Origin of the sequence: Sanguibacter suarezii NBRC 16159 (genome assembly GCF_001552735.1) — a bacterium.
Taxonomy (GTDB): Bacteria; Actinomycetota; Actinomycetes; order Actinomycetales; family Cellulomonadaceae; genus Sanguibacter; species Sanguibacter suarezii.
Window position 1 is genome coordinate 128,316 of the sequence record NZ_BCRT01000001.1, and the last position, 24,186, is coordinate 152,501.

A 24,186-nucleotide genomic window follows, 5' to 3' on the forward strand; every position below is an offset into this window, starting at 1 on the left:
GGCCGAGACGAGGCTCAGTTTAGCCGCGGGGCTGAGGGGGCGGACCCACGTCTCACCACCGTCCCCGCAGCACAGGCAATTTCTGTTGACGGTGGCTCCTGCCTGTGGAAACGTGCACGGATGGTCCCGCCGAAGCCCCCCGTCACCCCGCCCACTCCCCCTGCACAGCCCGCCTCGCAGCCCACCTCGCCGTGGCCGTTGACCGACCTGCGGGTCGTCTCCGGCGACCTGGAGCTGCGCTACCTCGACGACCCGCTGCTCTTCCAGCTGGCCGAGCTCGCCGGGGACGGCATCCACGAGCCCGAGCAGATGCCGTTCAACTTCCCGTGGAGCCGCGGCGAGCCGTCGGAGATCGCCCGGAGCGTGCTCACCTTCCAGTGGGGTGCGCGGTCGCGGATCACCCCCAAGGAGTGGACCGTCGAGCTGGCCGTCGTCCGCGACGGCGAGGTGCTCGGGGTCCAGGGCATGGTCGGGCGGGACTTCGCCGTGACCGGCGCGCTGGAGACCGGCTCCTGGCTCGGCCTGCGCCACCAGGGCGCGGGCGTGGGGACGCGGATGCGCCTGATGATCCTGCACCTCGCCTTCGAGGGGTTGGGGGCCCAGGTGGCGACGACCGCCGCCTGGGAGGACAACGCCGCCTCGAACGCGGTCACCCGCAAGATCGGCTACCAGCCCAACGGCCGCGACGTCCTGGCCCGCGAAGACGCCGCGACCGTGTCGCTGCGGTACCTGCTCGATCGCGCGGCGTGGGACTCGCGCCCGGAGGCGCTGCGCCCTGAGGTGACGCTGCACGGCGTCGACGGGGTGCGGGGCCTGCTGGGCCTGGACGCTCAGCCGTGATCAACCGTCTGCGTCGGTCGCGTCAGGCGTCGAGGTCGATATCTCCTAGACGGTGACCAGCCCTGGGTGAACGCTTCACGCCCTCGGCAGGTGCTGCGGCTGGGGCGTGGGCCTCTTGAGCCCTGCTCTGCTCACGCGCGAGGGCTGCGGCGGCCGCAGCAACGGCCGCCGCAGCCATCTCGACCATCGCCCGATCAACCTCGATAGTCTCCTCGGGAGCTCGGTCGACGACGTCTTGCGCAAGCTTCTTCTGCGCAACGGCCAACTGCTTGACCGCCCTGTCATAAGCCTGCTGTGCTGGTGATCCATTCGGGGCAACCGATCCCCTGCCGATAGTTCCCAGCTTCGTCGTGCTCGCATCGATCCGGATCTCGGCCACCGCCGCCTCCTTGCTAGTACCTTTCTCTTGACGATCGACACCAGACCGACCGACGTGAGCATCTGGGCTGCACTTCATCCTGCACATCAGATCAGCACGTGTGGCTCAGGTGACGACGACCACCGCCGCCTCGTAGCCGGCCCCCACGTCGAGGTCAGACATCCACAGCGCCGGGACGGGGCGCCCCTGCCAGGCGAGCAGGCGGGGCGCCTCGTGCGGGGCGCTCATCTGCAAGGTGGTCGGCTCGACGGTGAGCCCTTCACCGCTCGCCTTGAGCACGGCCTCTTTGCGCACCCACCACCGGGTCAGCGAGCTCACCCGGTCCCCGGTCTCGGTGAGCTGGCGCCGCTCCGCGGAGGTGAGCAGGATCCGGTCCAGCTCACCGAAGCGGTTGGCGTCGGCGATGACCGAGTGGGACTCCACGTCCACCCCCACCGGCCCGTGCTCGGTGACCGCGCAGACCACGCGCTCCGCGGCGGAGGCGAGGTTCACGTGCAGCCGGTGGGGGCTGTACACGAGCTCGGGCTTGCCGTAGGCCCCGAGCGGGGTGAAGGTCAGCAGACGAGGGTCGACGTCGATCTGCCGTCCCACGAGCACCCGGAGCATCGCGTGCGCGGTGACGAAGCGACGGTGCGCTCCGGCGTCGCGCAGCGCTCCTGCGCGGCGGCGCTCTCCGGCGTCGAGCAGCTGCGTGGCGGCATAGAGTTCAGGTCCGTCGAGGGTCGCACCCCAGCTCACGCAGACATCAGTCTCAGTGAACATCTGGCGGCACCTTCCACGAGGCACGGAGAGGAGAGACGGTGAGACGTTCACGCACCCGCCCGACGACGGCCGGTCACGCTCCCGGTGCGGGCGGATCGCAGCCTGCCCGGGTGGACAGCAGCCGCCGCTCCGGTGCCGCCCGACGCTGGGCCGCGGTGTCGGTCGTCGCTGCGCTGTCTCTCTCAGCATGCTCCACCCGCCCCTCCCCCGCTGTCCACCCGTCGGGGCTGAGCACCAGCGCGTCCCAGAGCGCACCGCCCAGCCCGACGCCGGGCGCGTCCGCCCCTGCGGGCCCCGCGCTGGCGATCGACGTCGAGGTCACCGGCACTTCTGAGGCACCCGCGCTCACGGCGGCGGCCACCCCGGCTGGCGGCGCGACGGCGGCCTCCGACGGCGACTCCGGCCTGGTCCTGACCGCCACGCTGCCCGCCCCGGACCAGGGAACGTCCGGGTCCGGCGACGCCGGGGCGCCGCTGGTTCGGCTGTCCGTCACCGCGGCGCCCGGGAGCACCGTGACGCTCGCCCCCGACGACACCGGCGCCGTCGTGTCCGCGGCCGGCGACCTCGTCGTCGGCTTCGCCGCGCCGGAGGTGCTCGACTCCGCCGGGGCCGCGCTCGACGCCACCTGGGAGGCCGCGGACGGTGCGTCCACCGACGCGGGCGCCCCCACCGACGCTTCCGACGCACCCGACGGCGTCGTCGTCGACCTCGTCCTCGATGCCGGGTCCACCGCCGGGCCCACCGCCGGTCCGCTCACCGGCCCGCTCACCGTGACCGTCCACCTGGGGGCCTCCGTGGTGGCCGGGACCGAGTGGGGCACCCGCGAGGGCGGGGAGTCCCTCGCGGTGACGCCGTCAGCGTGGGGCCGGGTGTCCGGGCAGACCGGCTACGCCCTCGGCTGGGCCGACGTGGTGCGCCGCGAACCCACGGCGCAGACCTCCGCCATGGAGAAGCAGTTCCGATGTCACCAGCTGGGCGCCCCGGACAAGGCGACCTGGAACCTCGAGCCCTGGCGTCCCGACGTCAGCTACCTCGCCTACGTCGCGGCCCGCTGCAACCCCACCTGATCTGCGGCGTCGGGCGACGCGGCGCGCACCGCGGCACCGAGGCCGCGCCAGTGCGGGCCGACCAGCGGGGTGAGCGTGGCCACCGCGTAGAGGCAGGCGGCTGCGACCAGGGTGGGGGTGAGCCCGATCGCGGACACCGCCGCCCCGCCGAGGAACGCCCCGAGCGGCATCGCCCCGGAGACCCCGGCGCTCATCGCACCGAAGACCCGGGCCCGCATGGCCTCGGGCACCAGCCCGTAGAGCGCGGTCGAGACCATCGGGTTGATCCCTCCGGCGGCGAGCCCCGAGACGGCCAGGACCACCAGCAGCGGGGCGAAGGGGAGGTCGAGCGCCATCGCCACATAGGGCGGCACCCCGGCCACCACGAAGAACACCACGAACAGCCCGCGCCCGGAGGCGCGGTGCGCGACCGCCGCGAAGAGCACAGCACCGGTCAGGGCCCCGCCGGCGAAGCAGGCGATCATGAAGCCGAGCGCCGAGGCGGAGGCGAGCCGGTCGGTGGCGTACACCGGGAACAGCACGGTGAGGCCGGCCGCGTCGATGGCGTTGGTGGCCATGACGAGCAGCACGATCGCCCGCAGCAGCGCGGTGGACCACAGCCAGCGCAACCCCTCGGCGAAGTCCCGCCAGTACCCGACCTCGACCCGGGCGTCTCCTGCGGGAGACTGCTCGGGCTCAGCCCGCGGGACGAGGGCGGCGATCACCAGGGCCGACACCGCGAAGGTCGCCGCGTTGACGTACAGCGCCCCCGGGGCTCCGAGCACGCCGATGAGGATGCCGGCGACCGCGGCGCCCACCATCGAGGCGCTGCGCTGCACTGCCGACTGCGCCCCGGCCGCGCGGGCCAGCGGCGTGCCGGCCCGCGCGGCCACCTCGGGCAGCATCACGGTCTTGGCGATGTCCCCCGGGGTGTCGAGCAGCCCGCTGAGGAAGACCAGGACGAGGAGCACCCCGAGATGCAGCCTGCCCGTCGCCGCGAGGATCGGCAGGGCGAGCACGGTCACCCCGCTGGCGACGTCGGCGACGATGCTCGACGCCCGGTAGCCGACCCGGTCGACCAGCGCCCCGCCCAGCGCCCCGCCGATGATGACCGGAGCGGTGGCACACACCCCGGCGATGCCCGTGGCCAGCGCCGACCCGGTGTCGGAGAAGACGTAGAGCGGGACGGCGATGGCCGTGACGGCGTTCCCGGCACGGGAGACGAAGGACGCGGTCAGCAGCGCGAGCAGGGGCACGCGGTCGCGCGTGGCGCCGGCTCGGTCAGGCGCGCGGGAAGGCATGGACAATCCACCGGACCGGCTTGGCACTGTCGTCCTTCGGGTTGCTCGCGGCCTCCCACCTGCGCGAGAGCGCGGCGAGCTCAGCGGTGAGCTCGCTCAGCTGCTCGGCGGTGAGGTAGGCGAAGGAGTCGGAGTGGGTGGACGCGGCGACCCACTCGCGGTCGAGGGTCGGCTCGGCGTCGAGGGCGGTGAGCAGCTCTCCCAGGTAGGACTGGAGGATCACCTGCTGCAGGGCGCGGGCCGCGCCGTACTGCTCCGGGTCGGCGAGCAGGGCGGCCGGGTCGAACTCGGTGTGGCTGTGGGCGGCGCGCCACCACCGCTCCCGTCCATCGCGTGCCCGGTCAGGCGCCTCGACGACAAAGCCGAACTTCGCGAGGGTCCCGAGGTGGTAGCTCACGGTGCCGGGCGCCTCGTCGACGAGGTCGGCGAGCTGACCGACCGAGTGGGCGCCGTCGCTGCGCAGGATGCCCAGCAGCTGCAGGCGCAGCGGATGGGCTAGTGCGCGCAGCGAGCGTGGGTCACGCAGCGCCTCGGTGGTGCGGGCGAGGGGCGGCTCGGCGCCGTGCGTGGAGGCGTCAGTGTGGTCTGACATGCTCCGATGCTACTTCCACAAGACTTCTTGTGCAATGAGTGTTGCCGATCAGGGTCCGCTGTCACCGGCCCCCAGGCCCGAGCACCGTCCCGGTGCGACGATGGGCGGAAGCGCTCGTACCGGTCGCCCGACGCCGCCCGTCCCGACAGGAGCCCACTCATGGTCGCTGCAGACCTCGTCGTCTACCCCGCCCGGCTCGTGCGGACCATGGACCCCGCCCGGCCCACCGCCCAGGCGATCGCCGTGCGCGGAGACCGCATCCGCGCCGTCGGCTCCTTGGACGAGCTCGCCTCCTACAGCCCGGCCCGCATCGACCGCCGCTACGAGGACTCGGTGCTGCTGCCCGGCTTCGTCGAGGCGCACTCCCACGCGTCGGCCGGCGCGATGTGGCGGGCCACCTACGTGGGCTACTTCCCCCGGCCTCAGCCCGACGGCCGCCAGTCGGCGGCATGCCGCACGGTCGACGAGATCGTCGCCGAGCTGGCCCGGGCCGAGGCCACGCTGAGAGATCCCGCCGAGCCGCTCATCGCCTGGGGCCTGGACCCCCTGTACTTCACCGGCGCCCGCCTCGACGCCCAGGTGCTCGACCGCGTCTCGAGGACCCGGCCCATCATCGTCATGCACGCGAGCCTGCACATGGCCACGGTGAATTCGGCCGCCATCGCGCTGGACCGCATCAATCAGCACACCGGGACCGCCGGGGTGATCACCGACGCCGCCGGACGCCCCACCGGGGAGCTGCAAGAGCTGCGCGCCCTCGCGCTCACCTCGCTGTACCGCGCCTTCGGTCAGCGCACCACGATCGACGCCGGTGCCATCCGAAGCTTCGGGGCGCTGGCCCGCAACGTAGGCGCCACGACCGTGACCGACCTGGCGAGCGTCGACCCGATGGACGACGCAGCGGTCGCGATGTGGACCTCGGTGGTGGGCGACCCGTCCTTCCCCGCACGGATCCACCAGTTCCTCTACGCCCCGTACGCCCGCCCCTTCCCCGAGGCCGCAGCGCGCCTGGTCGCCCTGCGCGCGCGACCCGGGACAAAGCTGCGCTACGGCGGAGTCAAGCTCATCCTCGACGGGTCCATCCAGGGGTTCACCGCACGCCTGCAGGAGCCGGGCTACCTGGGCGGGCGCGCCAACGGGATCTGGAACATCGACCCGCAGACCTATGAGGAGGCGTTCCGGACCTTCCACGAGGCGGGTCTGCAGATCCACGTGCACTGCAACGGCGACGAGGCCAGCGAGCTGTTCATCACCACCCTGGCCCGCGTCCTGGTAGACGCCCCGCAGCCCGGTCACCGGCACACCGTCACCCACTCCCAGATGACGACGCCGGCGCAGTACCGCCGTCTCGCCGAGCTCGGCGCCGGCGCCAACATCTTCTCCAACCACCTCTGGTACTGGGGCGACCAGCACGCCGAGCGGACCGTGGGCATCGACCGGGCCTCCCGGATGGACGCCGCCGCCACAGCGCTGCGCTGCGGGCTGGAGATCTCCCTCCACAGCGACGCCCCGGTCACCCCGCTCAGCCCGCTGCTCACCGCGATGTACGCGGCCACCCGGCGCACGCCGTCAGGCAGGGTGCTCGGGGAGACGGAGCGGATCAGCCTCGACGGGGCGCTGCGCGCAGTGACCCTCGGCGGGGCGTACCTGCTGCGCGCTGACGCGGAGATCGGTTCCTTGGAGGCGGGCAAGATGGCCGACCTGGCGGTCCTGGACACCGACCCCTACGAGATGGCCACCGACCCGGAGCGGCTCGCCGAGGTCACGGTGCGGGGGTCGATGGTCGGCGGCGTCGACTTCCCGGCGGGACAGCCGGTGCCGGGCGGCTGGTGAGAGCGATCGCCACGGACACGCAGACCAGCCCCACCACCTCCCAGCCGCTGGGGATCTGGCGCAGCACTACCGCGCCCACCGCCACCGCGGTGGCCGGCCAGATGGCGAGCAGGATGGCGAACTGCGCTGCCGAGAGCCGCCGCAGCACCACCTGGTCGATCGCGTAGGGCACCACCGAGGACGCCAGCGCGATGGCCACGATCGCCCCGAGGAAGGCCCAGTCGGTCACCAGCGGCACCGCACCGGCAGCCGTGAACGGGGCGGAGACGATGGCCCCGGCCGCCATCGCGAGCGCCAGCGGCGCGAGCCCGGTGCCCTGGGCGGAGACCTTCCGCCCGAGCAGGATGTACAGGGCCCAGCACGCCGCCGCGGCCAGGATGAGCACGAGGCCGAGCGCGGCGTCGTCGGACGGGGACGCCAGGGTGACCCCCGCCAGCAGCACGACGCCGGCCAGCGCCAGGGCGATCGCCGCGCGCTCGCGCACGCCGCGGCCGGTGAGCGCGGCCACCAGGACCGGGCCCACGAACTCGATGGCCACCGCGGTGCCCAGCGGCAGGTGCTGCAGCGAGGCGTAGAAGGTGACGTTCATCGCGGCCAGCACGGTGCCGAAGGCGACCGCGGCCAGCAGCCGGCGCCGGTCCCAGCGCACCCGCCAGGGCCGGGCCCAGGCCAGCAGCACGAGCGCGGCCACGAGGATCCGCGCCCACGCCACCGATGCCGCGGGCGCGACGTCGAAGAGCCCCACCGCGAAGCCCGCACCGACGTACTGGGTGACCCCCGAGACGATGAACAAGACCGGAGCGGGGATGCGATTCACGGGACAACTCTAGGGCGGTGGCCCACCCCGGCCGGCAGCGCTGATCCGGGCGCTGCCAGCCGGTCGGGGTGGGGGTCGATCAGCTGCGCTTGGTGAGGCTCTTCTCGTGCACAGGCGCCCCACCGCGGGCACGCTCCTGGCGGTAGTACTCGCGCGCCTCGTCCTGGCGGACCTTCTCCGCGCCCGTGGCGATGGCCGCCCGGATGTGCTCGGGGCCGTAGCCGAAGGCGTCGACGAGGGACTGCGCGTGCGGGCGCAGGCGGGCGACGAGCCGGTCGATGTACGAGGTCACGGTCCGGGCCCGCTGCCCGGACAGGCGGCCGTTGATGAGGTACCAGGCGAGGTTCTTCTCGATGACGCTCAGCCCGTACAGGTCACGGACCCAGGTGAGCACCTGGAGGGTGCCCGGGTCGCTGATGTCGGTGAGCGCCTTGGTGAACGCCTCCCACTGCAGCAGGTCCGAGTGTGCCCGCGCGGCCTCGATGAGCTCGTGCTGGTGGGAGTTGAACAGCGCGGCCGCCTTCTCCCGGCTCACCTTCGACGCTGGGCGCAGGGCGTTGGCCAGGTCGGCGACCATCGCCTCGACCCGCTCGGTGAGCAGGTCCCGCTGGGCGTGCTCCCCGCGCAGGTAGCCCGCCGCCCGGCGGGCGGACCCGGTGTCCAGGATGGTCTGGGTCGCCCGGACCAGCGGCGTCTTGTAGAGCAGCGTGTCTGCCGCCCGCTCCACCACGAACCGCGCCATCCCGACGCCCTCGATCGCCTTGAAGTCGGTCGCGTAGTCGGCCAGCAGCCGCTTGCCCACCAGCTGCAGCAGCACGGTGTTGTCACCCTCGAAGGTCGCGTAGACGTCGAGGTCGGCGCGCAGCGAGACGAGCCGGTTCTCAGTGAGGAAGCCCGCACCACCGCAGGCCTCACGGGCGGTCTGCAGCGTCTCCAGCGCCCGCCACGTGGAGGCGGGCTTGAGGGCCGCGGCCATCGTTTCCAGGTCTTCGCGGGAGTCGGGGGTGTCCATGTCTCCGGAGAAGACCGCGTGGAAGAGGTCGAGCAGCCGGTCGTGGGCGAAGTGTCCGGCGTAGGTCTCGGCGAGGAGGGGCAGCAGCCGGCGCTGGTGCTCGGCGTAGTCGAGCAGCACGGTCTCCTCCGTGGCCGAGGCCCCGGTGAACTGTCGGCGTTCGTTGCCGTAGCGCACTGCGGTGGCCAGGGCGATCTTGCTCGCCACGCCTGCCGCGCCGTCGAGGGACACACGCCCCTGGACGAGGGAGCCGAGCATGGTGAAGAAGCGTCGTCCGGGGCTCTCGATCGGGGAGGAGTAGGCGCCCTCGGCGTCCACCTGGCCGTAGCGGGCGAGCAGGTCCTCGCGCGGGACGCGCACGTGGTCGAAGTGCAGCCGGCCGTTGTCGATGCCGTTGAGCCCGCCCTTGAGACCGTCGTCCTCGCCGCCGATGCCCGGGCGGAACTCCCCGGCGGAGCCGTCAGGCAGGGTCTCGCGGATGGTGACGTAGAAGGCGTGCACGCCGTGGTTGACGCCGCCGGTGATGAGCTGGGCGAAGACGACAGCGGCGGTGCCGTGCTCGGCCGCGTTGCCCAGATAGTCCTTCCACGCCGCGCGGAAGGGGGTGTGGATGACGAACTCGCCGGCGTCCAGGTCGTAGGTGGCGGTCGTGGCGATGCTCGCCACGTCGGAGCCGTGCCCGGTCTCGGTCATCGCGAAGGCACCCGGGACGTCCACGCTCATCGCTCCGGGCAGCAGCCGGTCGTGCTGCTCGGGGGTGCCCAGGTGCAGGATCGCCGCTCCGAAGAGTCCCCACTGCACGCCCGCCTTGATCTGCAGGGACGGGTCCGCGACCAGCAGCTCTTCGAATCCGGCGATGTTCCCGCCGGCGTCGTTCTTGCCGCCCAGGCGCTCGGGGAAGGCGCGCAGCACCTGCCCCTCCTTCACCAGGAGCTTGAGCTGCTCGAGCACCCGTGCGCGGCTCTCGGCCATGCTCTGGCCCTCGACCTTGGCGAAGCGCGGGTCGCCGGAGATGGAGCGGGCCACCTTCCGCAGCTCGGACCACCGGCCCAGCAGATGATCGGTGAGGTAGTCGACGTCGACGTGCGGGGTCGCGTCGGGGGACGGGTCTCCGGTCGGCGCGGTGGAGGTGAGCGGGTCCGAGACGGTGGTCATTCTGAACTCCCTTGTACAGATGAGGACGACGGTCGGTGGCGGGTCAGGTCAGGTCGGTGCGGCGGCTCTCCTTGGCCAGGACGCCGACGGGGCCGCCCCAGAGCCAGGCGGTCACGCGTTCGGTGAGCTCTTCGCGGGTGGGCGCGTCCGCCGCGTCGCGGTTCTCCAGCCACCACTCCCCCGACCCGCGGACGAAGCCGACCGCCCCGGCGCCCCATGCGGCGGCGTCAGCGGCGGAGGTGTTCATCTCCTGGGCGAAGGGCACGGCGACGAGCTCGATCATCGAGTCGAGGAAGGGCAGGCCGGGGGCTGTGCGCGTGACGAAGTAGTAGACGTTGGGAGAGTGCTCGATCATCTCGAGGTAGACCGCGACCATCGAGCGCAGCGAGTCGCGCGGCGTGGTGGCCGTCAGCGCCGCCTCACGCAGAGCCTCGGCCATCTGCCCCACGACCGCCTCGCCCATGGCGAGCTGCAGGCCGGGCTTGTCGGTGAAGTACCGGTAGACGATGGACTTCGAGGTCTTGGCGTACGCGGCGATCTCGTCCATGGAGATCTCCGGGCCACCGCGGTGCACGGCCTTGCGGGCGGCGTGCACGAGGGCGATGCGGCGGGCCGCCCGGTGGGAGTCCCAGCGGGTAGAGCGGCCGTCGGGGACCTGTTCCGGTGCCGCCTCAGGGGCCTCAGCAGGATCGTCCGCGCTCGCGGGGGCCGGGTCCACGACGGGGCGCGCGGAGGTGGCGAGTGACGGAGATGCGGTCGGCTTCAGTGCCGGACCAGACGATGCTGGGCTCACGAAACTCAGGGTATCAGGTACCGCCCGTCCCGGACATGGTGGTGGCCGTGAGGACCCGTGCGGGCGCGGATCCGGAGCGCGCGCCCCCGGACACGCCTCAGGCGTGACGGGTTCTCCGTCACGCCTGGGGTCCGGTCCTGGTCGTCCCGGTGGTTCTCTCCAGAACCCGTGGTCCTGCTGGTCGCAGCCGCGACTGCGGTCAGCTCACATCCCGCGGGTGCCGAAGCGGTCGCGGTCGGTGGCCTGGGCGCCGAGGTTCATCTCGGCGAGCACCTCTTCACGCAGCCGGCCCTGGTTCTCGGGGTTGGGCGCGGCGGAGAGCAGCAGCTTGGTGTACTCGTGCTGCGGGTTCCTGATGACCTCGTCGGAGGGGCCGCGCTCGACGACCTTGCCCTTGAACATCACCATGATCTCGTCGGAGAAGTGACGCGCGGTCGCGAGGTCGTGGGTGATGTAGAGGACCCCGAGGTTGTCCTCGCGCTGCAGACGAGCGAGCAGGTTGAGGACGCTGAGGCGGATCGACACGTCGAGCATGGAGACCGGCTCGTCGGCGATGAGGAAGCGCGCACCCGGCGCGAGAGCGCGCGCGATGGCCACGCGCTGACGCTGACCACCGGAGAGCTCGTGCGGGCGACGCAGCGCGACCGACGCCGTCGGCACCAGGTTCACGCGCTCGAGCAGGTGAGCCACCTGCTCGTCGACCTCCGCCGTCGTCTTCGCCTTGTCGTGGAGACGCAGCGGGCGCTCCAGGTGGTGGCGGATCGTGTGGAAGGGGTTGAGCGAGGCGAAGGGGTCCTGGAACACCATCTGCACGTTGTGCCGGTAGCTGTCCAGGGCCCGTCCGCGGGTCGCGCTCGCCTTGCCGTCCAGCAGGATCTCACCCGAGGTGGGGACCTCGAGCTTGGCGATCATGCGGGCGACGGTCGACTTGCCCGAGCCGCTCTCCCCGACCAGGGCGATGGTCTTGCCCGGCTCGAGGGTGAAGGAGACGTCGTCGACGGCACGGAACTTCCTGCCGCGTCCGCCGGCGAGGCGGAAGTCCTTGACCACGTGCTTGACTTCAAGGTTCTTCATGTCAGATCGCCTCGCCTGTGCGGATGAAAGCGCCACGGTCACCGGTCAGGCTCGGGAAGGAGCCGAGCAGCCGTTGCGTGTACTCGTGCTGCGGACGCGCGTAGATGTTCGCGGCCGAGTTGAGCTCGACGATCTCCCCGCGGAGCATGACCGCGATGCGGTCGCTGATCTCCAGCAGCAGCGGGAGGTCGTGGGTGATGAAGATGACCGCGAAGCCGAAGGTCTCGCGCAGCCGCATGAGCTCACGCAGGATCCCCCGCTGGACCACCACGTCGAGGGCCGTCGTCGGCTCGTCCATGATCATGACCTGCGGGTTGAGCGCGAGGGCCATGGCGATCATGACGCGCTGGCGCATGCCGCCGGAGAGCTGGTGGGCGTAGCTGTCCAGGCGCGAGGGGTCCACCCCGACCTGACGCAGCAGCTCCTGGCTGCGCTCCTCCTTCTCCTTCTTGGACATGCCCGGACGGTGGGTGGTGAACACGTCGAAGAGCTGGGCCCGGACGGTGATGACCGGGTTGAGCGAGTTCATCGCGCCCTGGAACACCATGGAGATCTTGTCCCAGCGGAAGGCTCGCAGCGCGTCCCCCTCCAGGCCGACCACGTCGATGTCCGTCCCGCCCTGGTCGTGGAAGGTCACGTCCCCCGAGCGCAGCAGCGCCGGCGGCTTGAGCAGCTGGTTGAGGCCGTAGGCCAGGGTCGACTTCCCGCAGCCGCTCTCCCCGGCCAGGCCGAGGATCTCCCCGCGGTGCAGGGTGAGCGACACGTTCTTCACGGCGTGCACGGGCGGCTCGACCTCGTAGGTGATCGAGATGTCGTGAGCGGTGAGCACCGGCTCCTGCCCGTGCGAGGCGCCGAAGTTGCCGGGGATTCTCTGTGACGCGGACTGCAGGTCCAGCGAGGCGTTCATGCGTCCACCTTCACGGTCGTGCTGGCGGCACCGGTGTGGTCACCCTTGCGGACGGTCTTGCGTGCCTTGCGGACGCTCTTGACCGCAGCCGGAGCGGCGCGCAGCTTGGGGTTGATGATCTCGTCGATGCTGAAGTTGATGAGCGAGAGCCCACCACCGAGCAGCGCGATCATCACGCCCGGAGGAACGAACCACCACCAGGCGTCACGGGTCAGCGCCATGCCGACCTGGGCGTCGTTGAGGATGGTCCCCCAGGTGATGGAGCCGGTCGCGCCGAGGCCCAGGTAGGACAGACCTGCCTCGCCGAGGATCGCGAAGATCATGGCGAAGAGGAACTGCGCGGCGAACAGCGGCAGCAGGTTCGGCATGATCTCGACGAAGACGATCCGGGAGGTCTTCTCCCCCGAGACCCGGGCGGCGGCGACGTAGTCACGGGTGCGCAACGAGCGAGCCTGCAGGCGGAGCACCACTGCCGAGCCCGCCCAGGCGGTGATCCCCAGCACGAAGGCCACGAACCACAGCGTGCGTCCGTCCATGTAACCGGAGATCACGATGATCAGGGGCAGACCCGGGATGACGAGCATGATGTTCGTGATGAGCGAGAGGACCTCGTCGGTCCATCCGCCCAGGTAGCCGCCGACCACACCGAAGAGCACCGAGAGGGTCACCGCGATGGCAGCGACGATCACGCCGATGATCAGCGAGCCACGCGCACCGTGGGCGAGCTGAGCGAGCATGTCGTAACCCAGTCCGGTGGTCCCCAGCCAGTGCTCGGAGGACGGGGGAAGGAGGGCGTCATTCCCCGAGAACCGCGGGTTCTGGGTCAGCATCGGGCCGAAGATCGCGAACAGCACGATCGCCACGACGAAGCTCAGCCCGAGGGCGAACTTCGGGGAGCGCCGGGTGAACCGGACCGCTCGCACGAGCTTGCTGCCACGGTCAGGGACCGGACGGACGATGGTCTCGTCGATTGCTACTGCGTCTGCCGTGCCGGCGCCGGTCGCTTGTACAGCGATCAGCGATTCACGGATGTCCTCGTCAGCCATTCTGCCGCGCCCTCGGGTCGATGAATCCATAGAAGATGTCCATGAGGAAGTTCGCGGCGAGCACCGTCAAGGTGATCACGAGGAAGATTCCTTGCATGAGCGCGTAGTCCTTGCCCTGGACCGCGCGGATGAGCAGCATCCCGATGCCTGGGTAGGAGAACACCTGCTCCATGACGATCGAGCCGGAGACGACGAAGGCGAGCGAGATCGCGAACCCGGCGATGGACGGCAGTCCGGCGTTGCGGGCGGCGTAGGCGGTGAAGATGCGCCGCGGGCGCAGGCCCTTGGCCTCGGCGGTGGTGATGTAGTCCTCCGAGAGGGTGGTGACCATCATGTTGCGCATGCCCAGCAGCCAGCCACCGACCGAGCTGAGCACGATGGTCAGCGCCGGCAGGAAGCCGTAGTAGATGACGCTGGAGACGAACTCCCAGCTCATCTCCGGCCCGGCGAAGGTGAAGACGTCGTAGGCGCCGAAGATGGGCAGCCACTTGAGCTTCACCGAGAAGATGTACAGCAGGAGCAACGCGAGCCAGAAGTACGGGATCGACTGGATGAGCGTGGTCCCCGGGACGAGGTTGTCCGCCCAGGTACCGCGCTTCCAGCCGGTCCAGGCGCCGAGCCCGACGCCGAGGATGAAGGAGATGACCGTCGCCAGGCCGACCAGACCGATGGTCCACGGCAGAGCCTTCGCGATGAGATCCACGACAGGCTCCGGGTACGTCGTGATCGACACACCCAGGTCACCGGTGAAGATCTTGCCGAGGTAGTTCACGTACTGGTCCCACAGGGACCCTTCGGTGGCACCTCCAAGGAGGAGATTGACGCTCCTGACGAGCTGGTCGGTGATCTCCACACCGCTGCGTGCGAGCTTTGCCAGCATGATCTCCCCGGGATCCCCGGGTGTCAGGCGTGGCAGCACGAAGTTGAGTGTTATCGCTGCCCAGACCGTGATCAGGTAGAAACTGATCCGTCGAACGTAGTACTTCACTGTTCAACATGTCCTTTCATCGTCAATCTCCTCCTCGGAGTCACGTCAGTTGGCCGGCTTGAGGTCGGCCAGCACGATGCCGGCTCCCACGGAGGCCCATGACGGCGGGAAGGCGTACATGTTGTCTTCGGTCGGCCACCCGGTGTAGTCCTTCGTGTTCATGAAGGTCTGCGTCGCGTTGACGACGATCGGGATGTACGGCATGTCGCGGAGGATGTTCTCCTGGACGACGGTGTACGCGGCCTTCTTGGCGTCCTCGTCCAAGGTGCCTGATGCGGCGAGGACCGCAGCGTCGACGTCCGGGTTGGAGTACCGGGAGAAGTTCCAGTCACCGGACGCGATGGCGGTGCCGACCGGGGTGGTCGCCTCCGTCGTGAGCCAGTCGCGGTACAGCGAGTACGGGTCCGCCGTAGCCGTTCCGATGAGGCCGCCCATGATCAGCTGGTAGGTGCCCGCGGACCGTCCCTCAGCGAACTCGTCCCACGTGACCTGCATCGGGGTGATCTTGATGCCGGCGGCAGCTGCCTGCTCGGAGATGAGCTTGGCCGCGTCGTTGTAGTCCGTCCAGCCGTCGACCGAGGAGAGCGTGAGCTCGACCTTCTGACCGCCCTTGGCGTAGATGCCATCGGATCCCTTGGCGTAGCCGGCGGCCTCGAGGATGGCGCCCGCAGCTGCGGCGTCGGCCGTCTGGGGGCTCTCCTTCTCCATACCGGGGGCGATCCACTTGTCGTCTCGGCCCAGCAGCGCGTACGTCGGGGAGATGGTCTTGGCCTGGCCGGCCCACGCCTTCTCGTTGAGCGTGGTGCGGTCGATGGCGAGGTTGATCGCCTGGCGCACAGCAACGTCCGTCTGGGGGCCCTCACAGCCGAGCTCGGCGTTGGAGCAGGTGTAGAGCACGGTCGGGTCGACCGGGGTGTTGATCATCGCCAAGGTGCCACCGCCGGTGACCTTGCTCGGGTCGGGCGAGAACATGCCGGCCCAGTCGAGCTGGCCGGTGGTGAGCAGGTCGCTCGACGTCTGGTTGGAGTTCAGGGCGAGGTAGCGGACCTTCTTGACTGCCGGCTTGCCCTCCTGCCAGTAGTTCGGGTTGGCGACGAGCACGTACGCGGCATCTGAGACTGACTCGACCGTGTAGGGGCCGGTGCCGACCGGGTTCTCGTTGGTCGCGACAGCCGCGTCGGGGACGTCCTTCCAGATGTGCTCGGGAACGATGAGCATCTGCAGCAGGCCGTCCTCGTTGGTGAACGAGGGGGTGTTGAACGTGAGCGTGACGGTCGTGTCGTCGGTCGCCTCAGCAGTCTCGAGGTACGACGGCTTGGCGATCTCGTAGTTGTACGTGAACGCGACATCCTTGGCGGTGAAGGGCTCCCCGTCGTTCCACTTCACGCCCTCGCGCACCTTGATGGTCATCGAGGTGCCGTCCTCGTTCCATTCGAAGGACTCACCCAGCAGCGGCGTGGGCGCCGCGTCGGCGACCTTGTTGAAGTAGAACAACGGCTCCAGGATGGGCCCCTGGGTGGCGTGCAGGAGCGCGTTCGGCATGAACGGGTTGAAGTTCGCCACGATCGGGGTCTGGCTCCCCGCCCAGACGTTGAGCACGCGGCCGCTGTCGCCGCCCGATCCACCGCCGGTGTTGGCTTCGCCCTTGTCGTCGCCGGAGCAGCCCGAAGCGATGAGGGCAATGGAAGAGGCAACTGCGACTGCTGGGAGCATTCGCCTGAGGCCCACAGTTCGGATCATCGTTGGTCCTTTCGTCGAGCGACGCCGCGACGCCGCTTGAGCCACTAGTCATTGTGGCTTTAGTACGGCAACCTAACGAACGAAGTGCTGAATCCAAATGATTCTCGTCGTCCGTTACCGAATTGGTATCTGAATGTTGTCCTCTCCAGCGACCCCGAGCTACCCCTCATCCGCGGAATCCTGCGGATGAGAGCGCGTCCGCGGTCACCTGGGCGATCTTGGCGTCCGTGACCTCGTACCCACCCTCGGAGCCGGCCCCCACACCCCCGGGATCGACGACGAAGCCCTTCGCCGACACGTGGATCGCGTCCACTCCGGCGTCCACGAGCACGGCGACGTCCTCGGGGCGCACGCCACCGCCGGCCATGATCTCCACCCGCCCGGCGGCGTGGGCCACCATCGCGCGCAGGCGCTTGACGCCGTCGATGCTGCGCCGCGCCCCACCCGAGGTGAGCACGCGCCGCACTCCCAGCCCGGCCAGGACGTCAAGAGCGGTCAGCGGGTCGTCGAGGGTGTCGATCGCTCGGTGGAAGGTCACGTCGCGGCCGTCGGCGGCGTCCACGAGGGCGGCGACGGCTGCGGCGTCGACGGCGTGGTCAGGCGTCAGCGCACCCACCACCACGCCGCTCGCCCCGGCGGCCACCGCCACCTGGACGTCACGCACCTGGACGGCCAGCTCGCCGTCGTCGTAGACGAAGCCACCGGCGCGCGGACGGATCAGCGGGTGCACTCCGATCCCGCGAGCACTCTTCTGACCGGTCGCAGCGGCGGCGGCGACGACGGCCTCGAGGAGGCCGATGCTCGGGGTGAGCCCACCTGTCGATCCCAGCGCCACGCACAGCTCGACGCGCGCAGCGCCGATGCGGGCTGCCACCTGGAGTCCGGCGACGTCTTGGACGGCGAGTTCCAAGAGCGCAGGACTGACCATGAGCTCTCCTCAGGATGGAGCGCGGACCAGGACGGGACGCGACAGAAGGGGTAGAGGGACGATATAGCAGGGGGACGCGCACAGGCGCCGACACGCCCCAGGCGTGCGACGGCGCACTGCCCGGTGACCGGTCGCGCCGTCGCTACCCGTCATCGGCGCGTGAAGGTCGCGCACCGGAAAGCCTAGGCCCTGTCGAGCGACATCGGTTCATCACGAAACTCTGAGTATCAGGTACCGTGGGTGCCAGGACGCAGCCGACGCCCGCTGCTCGCGCACCGCGCGAGGTCGCCGCACGCTGTCCACCGAACCGAAGAAGCCGCAGACCCGCAGGATCACCCGAGCAACGACGCGAGGAGACACCGTGCCGCGCAGCCCGCAGACACCGACCACCACCCCCCGACCCCCGGCCTCCCCCACCCCCGACGGTCGCGAGGCGGTGATCGTGGGAGGGAACCGCATCCCCTTCGCCCGCGCCGGCGGCGCCTACGCGGACGCCAGCAACCAGGACATGCTCACCGCCGCCCTCGACGGGCTCGTCGCCCGGTTCGGCCTGCAAGACGCTCGGATCGGGGAGGTGGTGGCCGGGTCGGTGCTCAAGCACTCCCGCGACTTCAACCTCGTCCGCGAGTCAGTGCTCGGCTCGGCACTGTCCCCCCAGACCCCCGCCTACGACCTGCAGCAGGCCTGTGCGACGGGCCTGGAGGCGGTCATCGGGGTGAGCAACAAGATCCGTCTCGGTCAGATCGACTCGGCCATCGCCGGCGGTGCGGACACCATCTCCGACGCGCCGATCGCCGTGAGCGAGGGCCTGCGCCACGCCCTGCTCAAGGCCTCCCACGCCAAGAGCCTGGGCGCCCGGATGAAGGCCTTCGCCTCCCTGCGACCGGCCGACCTCGCTCCGGCCACCCCGCGCACCGACGAGCCGCGGACCGGGCTGTCCATGGGTGAGCACCAGGCAATCACCACCGCGACCTGGGGCATCAGCCGCGAGGACCAGGACGCCCTCGCCGCCGCGAGCCACCAGCACCTGGCAGCCGCCTACGACGCCGGGTTCTTCGACGACCTCGTCACCCCGTACCTGGGACTCGTGCGAGACGCGAACCTGCGCCCGGACAGCTCGGTCGAGAAGCTCGCCAAGCTGCCCCCGGTCTTCGGCACCTCCTTGACGGTCCCGGCCACCATGACGGCCGGCAACTCGACCCCGCTCACCGACGGCGCCTCCGTCGTGCTGGTCGCCTCCCGCGACTGGGCGCAGGCCCACGACCTGCCGGTGCTGGCGCGCGTGGTCGACGGCGAGACCGCAGCCGTGGACTTCGTGCACGGTCACGAGGGGCTGCTCATGGCCCCGGTCCACGCCGTCCCCCGGCTGCTCGCCCGCAACAGCCTGACCCTGGACGACTTCGACTTCTTCGAGATCCACGAGGCCTTCGCCGCGACCGTGCTGAGCACCCTCGCCGCGTGGGAGGACGCCGAGTACTGCCGCACCGAGCTCGGCCTGGACGGTCCGCTGGGCACGGTGGACCGGTCCCGGCTCAACGTCGTCGGATCCTCCCTGGCGGCCGGTCACCCCTTCGCCGCCACCGGCGGCCGGATCGTGGCCACTGCCGCCAAGCTCGTGGCCACCCGCGCCGCCGAGACCGGCCAGGTGGCCCGCGCCCTCATCTCCATCTGCGCGGCCGGCGGTCTGGGGGTCGCGGCGATCATCGAGTCTGCAGCCGACCCGTCGGGCCAGCCAGGCTCGGGCGCCAGCGCCGACGAGGCAGCGCCCGCCACCGGATCGGACGGTGCCTGGTGAGCGACACCTACGTCTCCCTCGTCAACGGCGGGCTCGGCCGTTCCGTCGCCACCAAGCTCGGCCTGCCCCGCCCCGGCGTCCTGCGCCGTCACACCCCGGACGCACCGCTGGCCCCGGGACCGGTCCTCGTGCTCGGCACCCCCGCGAGCACGGAGGCCGACGCCGTCGCCCAGCTGCTGCTCTCCGCCGACGGCGGCAGCGACCTCGACGTACGCCGCGCCGCTGCTGGGGACGCCACTCGGTGGGGCGCCGTCGTGGTGGTCCTCAGCGACGTGGTGCACCCGAGCGACCTCGCCGCGCCCATGCTCGAGCTGTCCGGTGTGCTGCGCTCGCTGGCACCCGGGGGGCGCGTGGTCACCATCTCCCGCGCCGCCGCGGCGTCGGACTCCCCCGCTGTGGCCGCCGCCCGCCAGGGCGTCGACGGCATCCTGCGCTCCCTCGCGAAGGAGCTGCGGGCAGGGTCGACCGCCAACGGCATCGTCCTGTCCGACGGCGCAGACCTCGGCGCACCGTCGGTGCTGGCAGCGCTGCGGTTCTTCCTCTCCCCGCGGTCGGCCTTCGTGGACGGTCAGCTGCTCACCGTCTCCTCCACCGCCGGCACCGCGCCGGCCAGCTGGGACCGTCCGCTCGACGGCCGCGTCGCGGTCGTGACCGGGGCGGCGCGCGGGATCGGTGCCGCGATCGCGCGGACTCTGGCCCGCGACGGCGCACGCGTCGTCGTCGTGGACGTGCCGGCCGCCGGGGAGTCGCTGGCCGCCGTCGCCAACGAGATCCGCGGGACCGCGCTCCAGCTCGACATCACCGCCGCCGACGCCGGAGCCACGATCATCGACCACGCCGTCTCCCGCCACGGCGGGCTGGACGTCGTGGTGCACAACGCCGGGATCACCCGCGACAAGCTGCTCGCGAACATGACGCCCGCACTGTGGGAGTCGGTGCTCGCGGTCAACATCTCCGCGCAGCTGGCCATCAACGAGGCGCTGCTCGCCTCCCCGGCCTTCACCCACGCGCCGCGGATCGTCTCCCTCGCCTCGACCTCCGGGATCGCCGGCAACCGCGGGCAGACGAACTACGCCGCGTCCAAGGGCGGGGTGATCGGCATGGTCCGGGCCACCGGCCCGCTGCTCGCCGACGTCGACGGCACGGCCAACGCCGTCGCCCCCGGCTTCATCGAGACCGAGATGACCTCCCGCATCCCCTTCGCCACGCGCGAGGTGGCGCGCCGGCTCAACTCCCTGCAGCAGGCCGGGCTGCCCGTCGACGTCGCCGAGGCGGTCGCCTTCCTCGCCAGCCCGGCGGCCGGCGGGATCAACGGCACGGTGCTGCGGGTCTGCGGCCAGAACCTCGTGGGCGCCTGATGGACGTGGATCTGCCGGGCCGGCCCTCGACGGTCAAGACGCTGCCCGGCGTGCCGGGGCTCGGCGGGCTCTACGCCCGGGCCGTGCTGCCCGGCTGGCCGCGGCTGCCCGGGCGCGGCGGCGAGGAGCCCGACGACGCGTCGCTGCCTGAGGTGACCTACCGCGCGGCCGACGTCGTCGCCGACCCCGAGCACCTGGTCCGCTACCAGCGACTTCTCGGCGAGCCGGTCGACGACGTGCTGCCTGCCGGGTTCGTGCACGTGCTGGCCTTCCCGGTCGCCATGGCGCTCATGGTGCGGCCGGACTTCCCGCTGCCGCTGGCCGGCATGGTGCACCTGGCCAACACGGTCACCGTCGCGCGGACGATCCGGTCCGACGAGCGGCTCGAGGTGCACGCGTGGGCGCGCGGTCTCGTGCCGCACCCGCGCGGCACGCAGGTCGAGCTCGTGACGGAGGTGACGGCGCGGTACGGCGCCGGGGACGCGATGGAGGTCGTGTGGCGTGGGGTCTCGACGTACCTCGCGAAGGGCGTGACGCGCAGCGGGGTGGGCGCGGGGGGCTCGGCGGCGGCACCTGCGAGCGCCCCGTTCACCCCTCCCATGCCCACGGCGCGCTGGGCCCTCGACGCCGGGACCGGCCGCCGCTACGCGGCCGTCTCGGGCGACCGCAACCCGATCCACCTGTCCGCGCTGACCGCCAAGGCCTTCGGCTTCCCGCGGGCCATCGCGCACGGGATGTACACCGCGGCGCGCGCCCTGGCCGAGAGCGGCGTGGGGCGCGCCGGGGCTGGACGCAGCGGCGCCGTGGAGTGGACCGTCGAGTTCGCCAAACCGGTGCTGCTGCCCAGCTCGGTCGCGGTGTCGATCACCGGGGACGAGGCCTCGGGCTTCGAGTACGTGGGATGGGATGCGCGCAGGGGCAAGGAGCATTTCCGCGGGCACGTCACGCCCGGGGCGTCCTGACCGTTCAGCGCTGGGGCGCGGGCGTCTCGTCGCGGACGGTCGCGCTCCGGGCGGTCGCGCTCCTCACGGGGTCAGCGGCGTCCTCGACTGCGCGCGCCGCCGCGACCGCGGCCGCACGGCCTGACCGGGTGGCACCGATGGTCGAGGCACCTGCGCCGTAGCCGGCGAGGAAGACGCGGGGATCACGCGGGACGTGGACGCCGTCGGTCGCGATGGCGCCCGCGTGCTCGCGCAGACGCAGCGGCGAGAGGTGGTCGACCGCGGGCCGGAAGCCGGTGGCCCACAAGATCGCGTCTGCGGCGACCTCCGTCTCGCCCGGCTCGCCGTCAGGACCGGTGGTCGGGAAGACGACTCCGGTCTCGGTGATCCGGGTGAACATGCCTCGCGAGACGAGCACGCCGTCGTCGATGCCCTGCTGGTAGGCGGGTGTGAGGTCCAGACCCGTGGCCTCGACGACGCTCAGGGTCGGCAGCCCGGCTCGCGTGCGCTCCTTGACCCGGCGCTCGACGTCGATCCCCCACTCCCGGTCGAAGCTCCGCTCGCCGAACACCGGCGGGCGGCGGGTGGCCCAGGTGGTCGTGGCGACCTCCGCGAGCGGCAGCAGGAACTGGACCGCCGAGGCTCCCCCACCGACCACCACGACGTGCTGACCACGGAATTCCTCGACCGACCAGAAGTCGTGGGTGTGCAGCTGCCGGCCGCGGAACAGCTCCCGGCCGGGGTAGTACGGCCAGTGCGGGCGGGTCCAGGTGCCGGTCGCGTTGATGATCGTCCGGGTGGCCCACACCTCGTCGTCCCCCACGACCACGAGGGGCGGGCGGTCGGCGATGCCCGTGCCGGTGTACTCCTCGGGGCGGGCGTCGCGGACCTCGCGGACGGTCACCGGACGGCGGACCTGCAGGTCGAAGGTCTCCTCATAGGTGCCGTAGTAGCGACTCACGACCGAGGACGCCGGCTCGGTCGGGTCCGGGGTGCCCAGTGCGAGGCCGGGGAGGTCATGGATGCCGTGGGCAGTGCCGAGGGTGAGCGACGGCCAGCGGTGGCGCCACGCTCCCCCAGGGCCGTCGTTGGAGTCCAGCACGACGAAGTCGACGCCGGGCACGAGCCCGCGCCGCCGCAGGTGGTACGCCGCAGCCAGCCCCGCCTGCCCCGCTCCGATGACCACGACGTCGAGCACGATCTCCCCCACATCTCTTGAAAGTTCAACCACTCTGCCAAACCGCCCCCGCCTCCCCGCTATTCCCATCCCCCTTCCTCTCTGCCCCGCCCCCTGCCCTTCTGCCCGCCACAGCCACCCCCACCCGCGCGACACCACCTACGGTCACCCGCGGCCAGGGTGGCGCGATCGACCGACCGCTATGGGACGTGCTCTTGACTACGCAGCGTGCGTTCGTAGGCACGTCACGTCGTCAAGAGCACGCCCCGTAGGTGAATCAGCGGGGCGATGTGTGGGGCTGACGTTGAGCGGGGGGGTGGACGGGCTGGTCGACGGGGCCGGCTTGGTCATGAAGAGGGCAGGGCAGGGGGCAGCCCTCGGCAGGGCAGGCGGGCAGGGGTGTCAGTGCTTGGCGGGGAGGCGGGCGAGGAGGCCTGCGCGGACGGCGGGCCACTCGCGGGCGAGGATCGAGAAGTAGACCGTGTCGCCGCGCGAGCCGTCGGGGGCGACCCGGTGCTCGCGGAGCACTCCCTCGCGCACCGCGCCGAGGCGCTCGATCGCGGCGACGGACCGGGCGTTGCGGGAGTCGGCGCGCAGGGCGAGGCGGTTGATCCCCGCCTCCTCGAAGGCGTGGCGCATGAGCAGGAGCTTGCAGGCCGGGTTGGTGACCCCGCCCCAGAACTCCCGGCCGTAGAAGGTCGACCCGAGCTCGACCCGCTCTTGGGCGGGCACCCACTCGTACAGCGAGGTGGACCCGCGGACCTCGCCGTCCTCCGCGCCGAGCACGGCGAAGGCCGCGCGCCCCGGCGTCGCGATCGCGGCGGCGACGTAGGCGCCCATGGCGTCGGCGGTGTCTGGCACCGCGACCGTCATGCCGGCCCACAGCTCGGCGTCGACGAGGGCGGCCAGGTCTGCTGCGTGCTGGGGAGCGAGCGGGACGAGCCGGACGCCGTAGCCGTCGAGGGTGATCGCGTGGTCCATGGGCACATCGTGCCAGAGCACGTCATGGCCCGGTCGACCGATGTCAGCCGCCCTGGCCTGCGGCTCGCCCACCCTCCTCCGCCACGACGATCCGGCGCAGGGGGTCGATCCGGTCGAGCAGACCGGCGCGCACCCGGGGCCACTCCGGTTCGAGGATCGAGAAGGACAGGCTGTCGGCCCGTGAGCCGTCCGGGGCCAGCCGGAAGCCGCGCAGGGTCCCCTCGTACGTCGCACCGAGCCGGGTGATCGCCGCGATGGACCGGGTGTTGCGGGAGTCGGCTCGCAGCGATACCCGGAACAGACCCCATGTGCTGAAGGCGTGCTCGAGGAGGAGGAACTTGCACACCGGGTTGATCACCCGCCCCCAGACCTGCCGGTCGTAGAAGGTGCGGCCGATCTCCGCCCGGCCCTGGTCGTGGGACAGGGCGCAAAAGGCGGTGCTGCCTCGGACCTCTCCGCTGACCTGGTCGATCACGGCGAAGGCGAGGCAGTCAGGGGTAGCGAGGGTGTCTTCGACGTAGTTGACCATGCCCACCTCACCTCGCGGGGTGGGCGTCGACATGCCCGACCACATCGCCTCGTCGACGGCAGCAGCGAGCGCCCCGACGTGCGCCAAGGCCAACGGTTCGAGGCGGAACCCGTGGCCGTCCAGGACGAGGTTGTGCTCCACAGCGTCAGAGAACCACAGGCCTGGAAACGCGGACAAGGCCTCGTCCGGCCT

General features: G+C 71.3%; 22 protein-coding genes. 6 read left to right on the forward strand and 16 right to left on the reverse strand.

Annotated elements, in window-relative coordinates; translation table 11 throughout:
• Positions 1–120 precede the first annotated feature (120 nt).
• Complete coding sequence (locus SS2_RS00595) at positions 121–840, forward strand: GNAT family N-acetyltransferase (protein WP_083941435.1); 720 nt, start codon at positions 121–123, stop codon at positions 838–840.
• 22 nt (positions 841–862) lie between these two features.
• On the opposite strand, the gene SS2_RS17260 is transcribed toward SS2_RS00595, so the two are convergent.
• Positions 863–1,219, reverse strand: coding sequence for a hypothetical protein (locus SS2_RS17260; protein WP_157607138.1), 357 nt, complete (start codon positions 1,217–1,219; stop codon positions 863–865).
• Positions 1,220–1,324: 105 nt separating this feature from the next.
• Positions 1,325–1,981, reverse strand: a complete 657-nt coding sequence (locus SS2_RS00605) for a 4'-phosphopantetheinyl transferase family protein (protein ID WP_066460326.1) — start codon at positions 1,979–1,981, stop codon at positions 1,325–1,327.
• 38 nt (positions 1,982–2,019) lie between these two features.
• Between SS2_RS00605 and SS2_RS17710 the strand changes: the two genes are divergently transcribed.
• Complete coding sequence (locus SS2_RS17710; RefSeq protein WP_217995550.1) at positions 2,020–3,048, forward strand: DUF2599 domain-containing protein; 1,029 nt, start codon at positions 2,020–2,022, stop codon at positions 3,046–3,048.
• Here SS2_RS17710 and SS2_RS00615 read toward each other — a convergent pair.
• Positions 3,018–4,328, reverse strand: coding sequence for an MFS transporter (locus tag SS2_RS00615; protein ID WP_066460333.1), 1,311 nt, complete (start codon positions 4,326–4,328; stop codon positions 3,018–3,020). The two genes, SS2_RS17710 and SS2_RS00615, sit on opposite strands and share 31 nt — an antisense overlap.
• Entirely contained in the window at positions 4,309–4,920 is a 612-nt protein-coding gene (locus SS2_RS00620; RefSeq protein WP_083941441.1) for an ArsR/SmtB family transcription factor, read from the reverse strand. Before SS2_RS00620 ends, SS2_RS00615 begins: the two co-directional genes overlap by 20 nt.
• Before the next feature lie 159 nt (positions 4,921–5,079).
• Here SS2_RS00620 and SS2_RS00625 point away from each other — a divergent pair, with 159 nt between their 5' ends.
• Positions 5,080–6,753 carry an amidohydrolase gene (locus SS2_RS00625; RefSeq protein ID WP_066460335.1) on the forward strand — a complete coding sequence of 558 codons (1,674 nt, stop codon included), beginning with the start codon at positions 5,080–5,082 and terminating at the stop codon, positions 6,751–6,753.
• Here SS2_RS00625 and SS2_RS00630 read toward each other — a convergent pair.
• The 9 genes from SS2_RS00630 to SS2_RS00670 form a co-directional block, all read right to left on the reverse strand.
• Entirely contained in the window at positions 6,683–7,570 is an 888-nt protein-coding gene (locus SS2_RS00630) for an EamA family transporter (RefSeq protein ID WP_369405196.1), read from the reverse strand. The two genes, SS2_RS00625 and SS2_RS00630, sit on opposite strands and share 71 nt — an antisense overlap.
• 79 nt (positions 7,571–7,649) lie before the next feature.
• Positions 7,650–9,737 (reverse strand): acyl-CoA dehydrogenase family protein, encoded by a 2,088-nt coding sequence (locus SS2_RS00635; RefSeq protein WP_066460337.1) that lies wholly within the window; start codon positions 9,735–9,737, stop codon positions 7,650–7,652.
• Between the two features lie 43 nt (positions 9,738–9,780).
• Complete coding sequence (locus SS2_RS00640) at positions 9,781–10,530, reverse strand: TetR/AcrR family transcriptional regulator (protein ID WP_439646282.1); 750 nt, start codon at positions 10,528–10,530, stop codon at positions 9,781–9,783.
• A gap of 204 nt (positions 10,531–10,734) precedes the next feature.
• Positions 10,735–11,604, reverse strand: coding sequence for an ABC transporter ATP-binding protein (locus SS2_RS00645; RefSeq protein ID WP_066460339.1), 870 nt, complete (start codon positions 11,602–11,604; stop codon positions 10,735–10,737).
• 1 nt (position 11,605) lies between these two features.
• Positions 11,606–12,511 carry an ABC transporter ATP-binding protein gene (locus tag SS2_RS00650; RefSeq protein ID WP_083941446.1) on the reverse strand — a complete coding sequence of 302 codons (906 nt, stop codon included), beginning with the start codon at positions 12,509–12,511 and terminating at the stop codon, positions 11,606–11,608.
• On the reverse strand, positions 12,508–13,557 hold the full coding sequence (locus SS2_RS00655; RefSeq protein WP_066460340.1) for an ABC transporter permease: 1,050 nt from the start codon (positions 13,555–13,557) through the stop codon (positions 12,508–12,510). The genes SS2_RS00650 and SS2_RS00655 overlap by 4 nt, the downstream gene beginning before the upstream one ends.
• Positions 13,550–14,545 (reverse strand): ABC transporter permease, encoded by a 996-nt coding sequence (locus SS2_RS00660; RefSeq protein WP_066460341.1) that lies wholly within the window; start codon positions 14,543–14,545, stop codon positions 13,550–13,552. The genes SS2_RS00655 and SS2_RS00660 overlap by 8 nt, the downstream gene beginning before the upstream one ends.
• Positions 14,546–14,590: 45 nt before the next feature.
• Positions 14,591–16,144, reverse strand: a complete 1,554-nt coding sequence (locus tag SS2_RS00665) for an ABC transporter substrate-binding protein (protein ID WP_245643245.1) — start codon at positions 16,142–16,144, stop codon at positions 14,591–14,593.
• Positions 16,145–16,451: 307 nt separating this feature from the next.
• Positions 16,452–17,213, reverse strand: a complete 762-nt coding sequence (locus SS2_RS00670; RefSeq protein ID WP_066460346.1) for a copper homeostasis protein CutC — start codon at positions 17,211–17,213, stop codon at positions 16,452–16,454.
• Positions 17,214–17,574: 361 nt separating this feature from the next.
• On the opposite strand from SS2_RS00670, the gene SS2_RS00675 reads away from it, so the two are divergent.
• Genes SS2_RS00675 through SS2_RS00685 form a run of 3 tightly spaced genes read left to right on the forward strand, consistent with a single transcriptional unit; the run spans position 17,575 to position 21,328 of the window.
• Complete coding sequence (locus SS2_RS00675) at positions 17,575–19,008, forward strand: acetyl-CoA C-acetyltransferase (RefSeq protein ID WP_066460347.1); 1,434 nt, start codon at positions 17,575–17,577, stop codon at positions 19,006–19,008.
• Positions 19,005–20,366, forward strand: a complete 1,362-nt coding sequence (locus tag SS2_RS00680; protein ID WP_066460349.1) for a 3-oxoacyl-ACP reductase — start codon at positions 19,005–19,007, stop codon at positions 20,364–20,366. The genes SS2_RS00675 and SS2_RS00680 overlap by 4 nt, the downstream gene beginning before the upstream one ends.
• Entirely contained in the window at positions 20,366–21,328 is a 963-nt protein-coding gene (locus SS2_RS00685; RefSeq protein WP_066460351.1) for a MaoC family dehydratase, read from the forward strand. Before SS2_RS00680 ends, SS2_RS00685 begins: the two co-directional genes overlap by 1 nt.
• A gap of 4 nt (positions 21,329–21,332) precedes the next feature.
• Here the strand turns inward: SS2_RS00685 and SS2_RS00690 are convergent, their stop codons facing one another.
• From SS2_RS00690 to SS2_RS00700, 3 genes are all read right to left on the reverse strand, one after another.
• A complete protein-coding gene (locus tag SS2_RS00690; RefSeq protein WP_439646283.1) occupies positions 21,333–22,538 on the reverse strand; it encodes an FAD-dependent oxidoreductase in 1,206 nt (401 codons plus the stop codon).
• A 348-nt stretch (positions 22,539–22,886) separates the two neighbouring features.
• Positions 22,887–23,465: a GNAT family N-acetyltransferase gene (locus tag SS2_RS00695; RefSeq protein WP_066460513.1), complete on the reverse strand. Its 579-nt coding sequence runs from the start codon at positions 23,463–23,465 to the stop codon at positions 22,887–22,889.
• A gap of 43 nt (positions 23,466–23,508) precedes the next feature.
• A complete protein-coding gene (locus tag SS2_RS00700) occupies positions 23,509–24,135 on the reverse strand; it encodes a GNAT family N-acetyltransferase (RefSeq protein ID WP_066460353.1) in 627 nt (208 codons plus the stop codon).
• Positions 24,136–24,186: the final 51 nt, after the last annotated feature.

What these genes read in the sequence shown, in the direction of transcription:
- SS2_RS00595 (WP_083941435.1), top strand. Translation starts at nt 121, where the DNA reads ATGGTCCCGCCGAAGCCCCCCGTCACCCCGCCCACTCCCCCTGCACAG.
- SS2_RS00605 (WP_066460326.1), bottom strand. Translation starts at nt 1,981, where the DNA reads ATGTTCACTGAGACTGATGTCTGCGTGAGCTGGGGTGCGACCCTCGAC.
- SS2_RS00615 (WP_066460333.1), bottom strand. Translation starts at nt 4,328, where the DNA reads ATGCCTTCCCGCGCGCCTGACCGAGCCGGCGCCACGCGCGACCGCGTG.
- SS2_RS00620 (WP_083941441.1), bottom strand. Translation starts at nt 4,920, where the DNA reads ATGTCAGACCACACTGACGCCTCCACGCACGGCGCCGAGCCGCCCCTC.
- SS2_RS00625 (WP_066460335.1), top strand. Translation starts at nt 5,080, where the DNA reads ATGGTCGCTGCAGACCTCGTCGTCTACCCCGCCCGGCTCGTGCGGACC.
- SS2_RS00635 (WP_066460337.1), bottom strand. Translation starts at nt 9,737, where the DNA reads ATGACCACCGTCTCGGACCCGCTCACCTCCACCGCGCCGACCGGAGAC.
- SS2_RS00645 (WP_066460339.1), bottom strand. Translation starts at nt 11,604, where the DNA reads ATGAAGAACCTTGAAGTCAAGCACGTGGTCAAGGACTTCCGCCTCGCC.
- SS2_RS00650 (WP_083941446.1), bottom strand. Translation starts at nt 12,511, where the DNA reads ATGAACGCCTCGCTGGACCTGCAGTCCGCGTCACAGAGAATCCCCGGC.
- SS2_RS00655 (WP_066460340.1), bottom strand. Translation starts at nt 13,557, where the DNA reads ATGGCTGACGAGGACATCCGTGAATCGCTGATCGCTGTACAAGCGACC.
- SS2_RS00670 (WP_066460346.1), bottom strand. Translation starts at nt 17,213, where the DNA reads ATGGTCAGTCCTGCGCTCTTGGAACTCGCCGTCCAAGACGTCGCCGGA.
- SS2_RS00685 (WP_066460351.1), top strand. Translation starts at nt 20,366, where the DNA reads ATGGACGTGGATCTGCCGGGCCGGCCCTCGACGGTCAAGACGCTGCCC.
- SS2_RS00695 (WP_066460513.1), bottom strand. Translation starts at nt 23,465, where the DNA reads ATGGACCACGCGATCACCCTCGACGGCTACGGCGTCCGGCTCGTCCCG.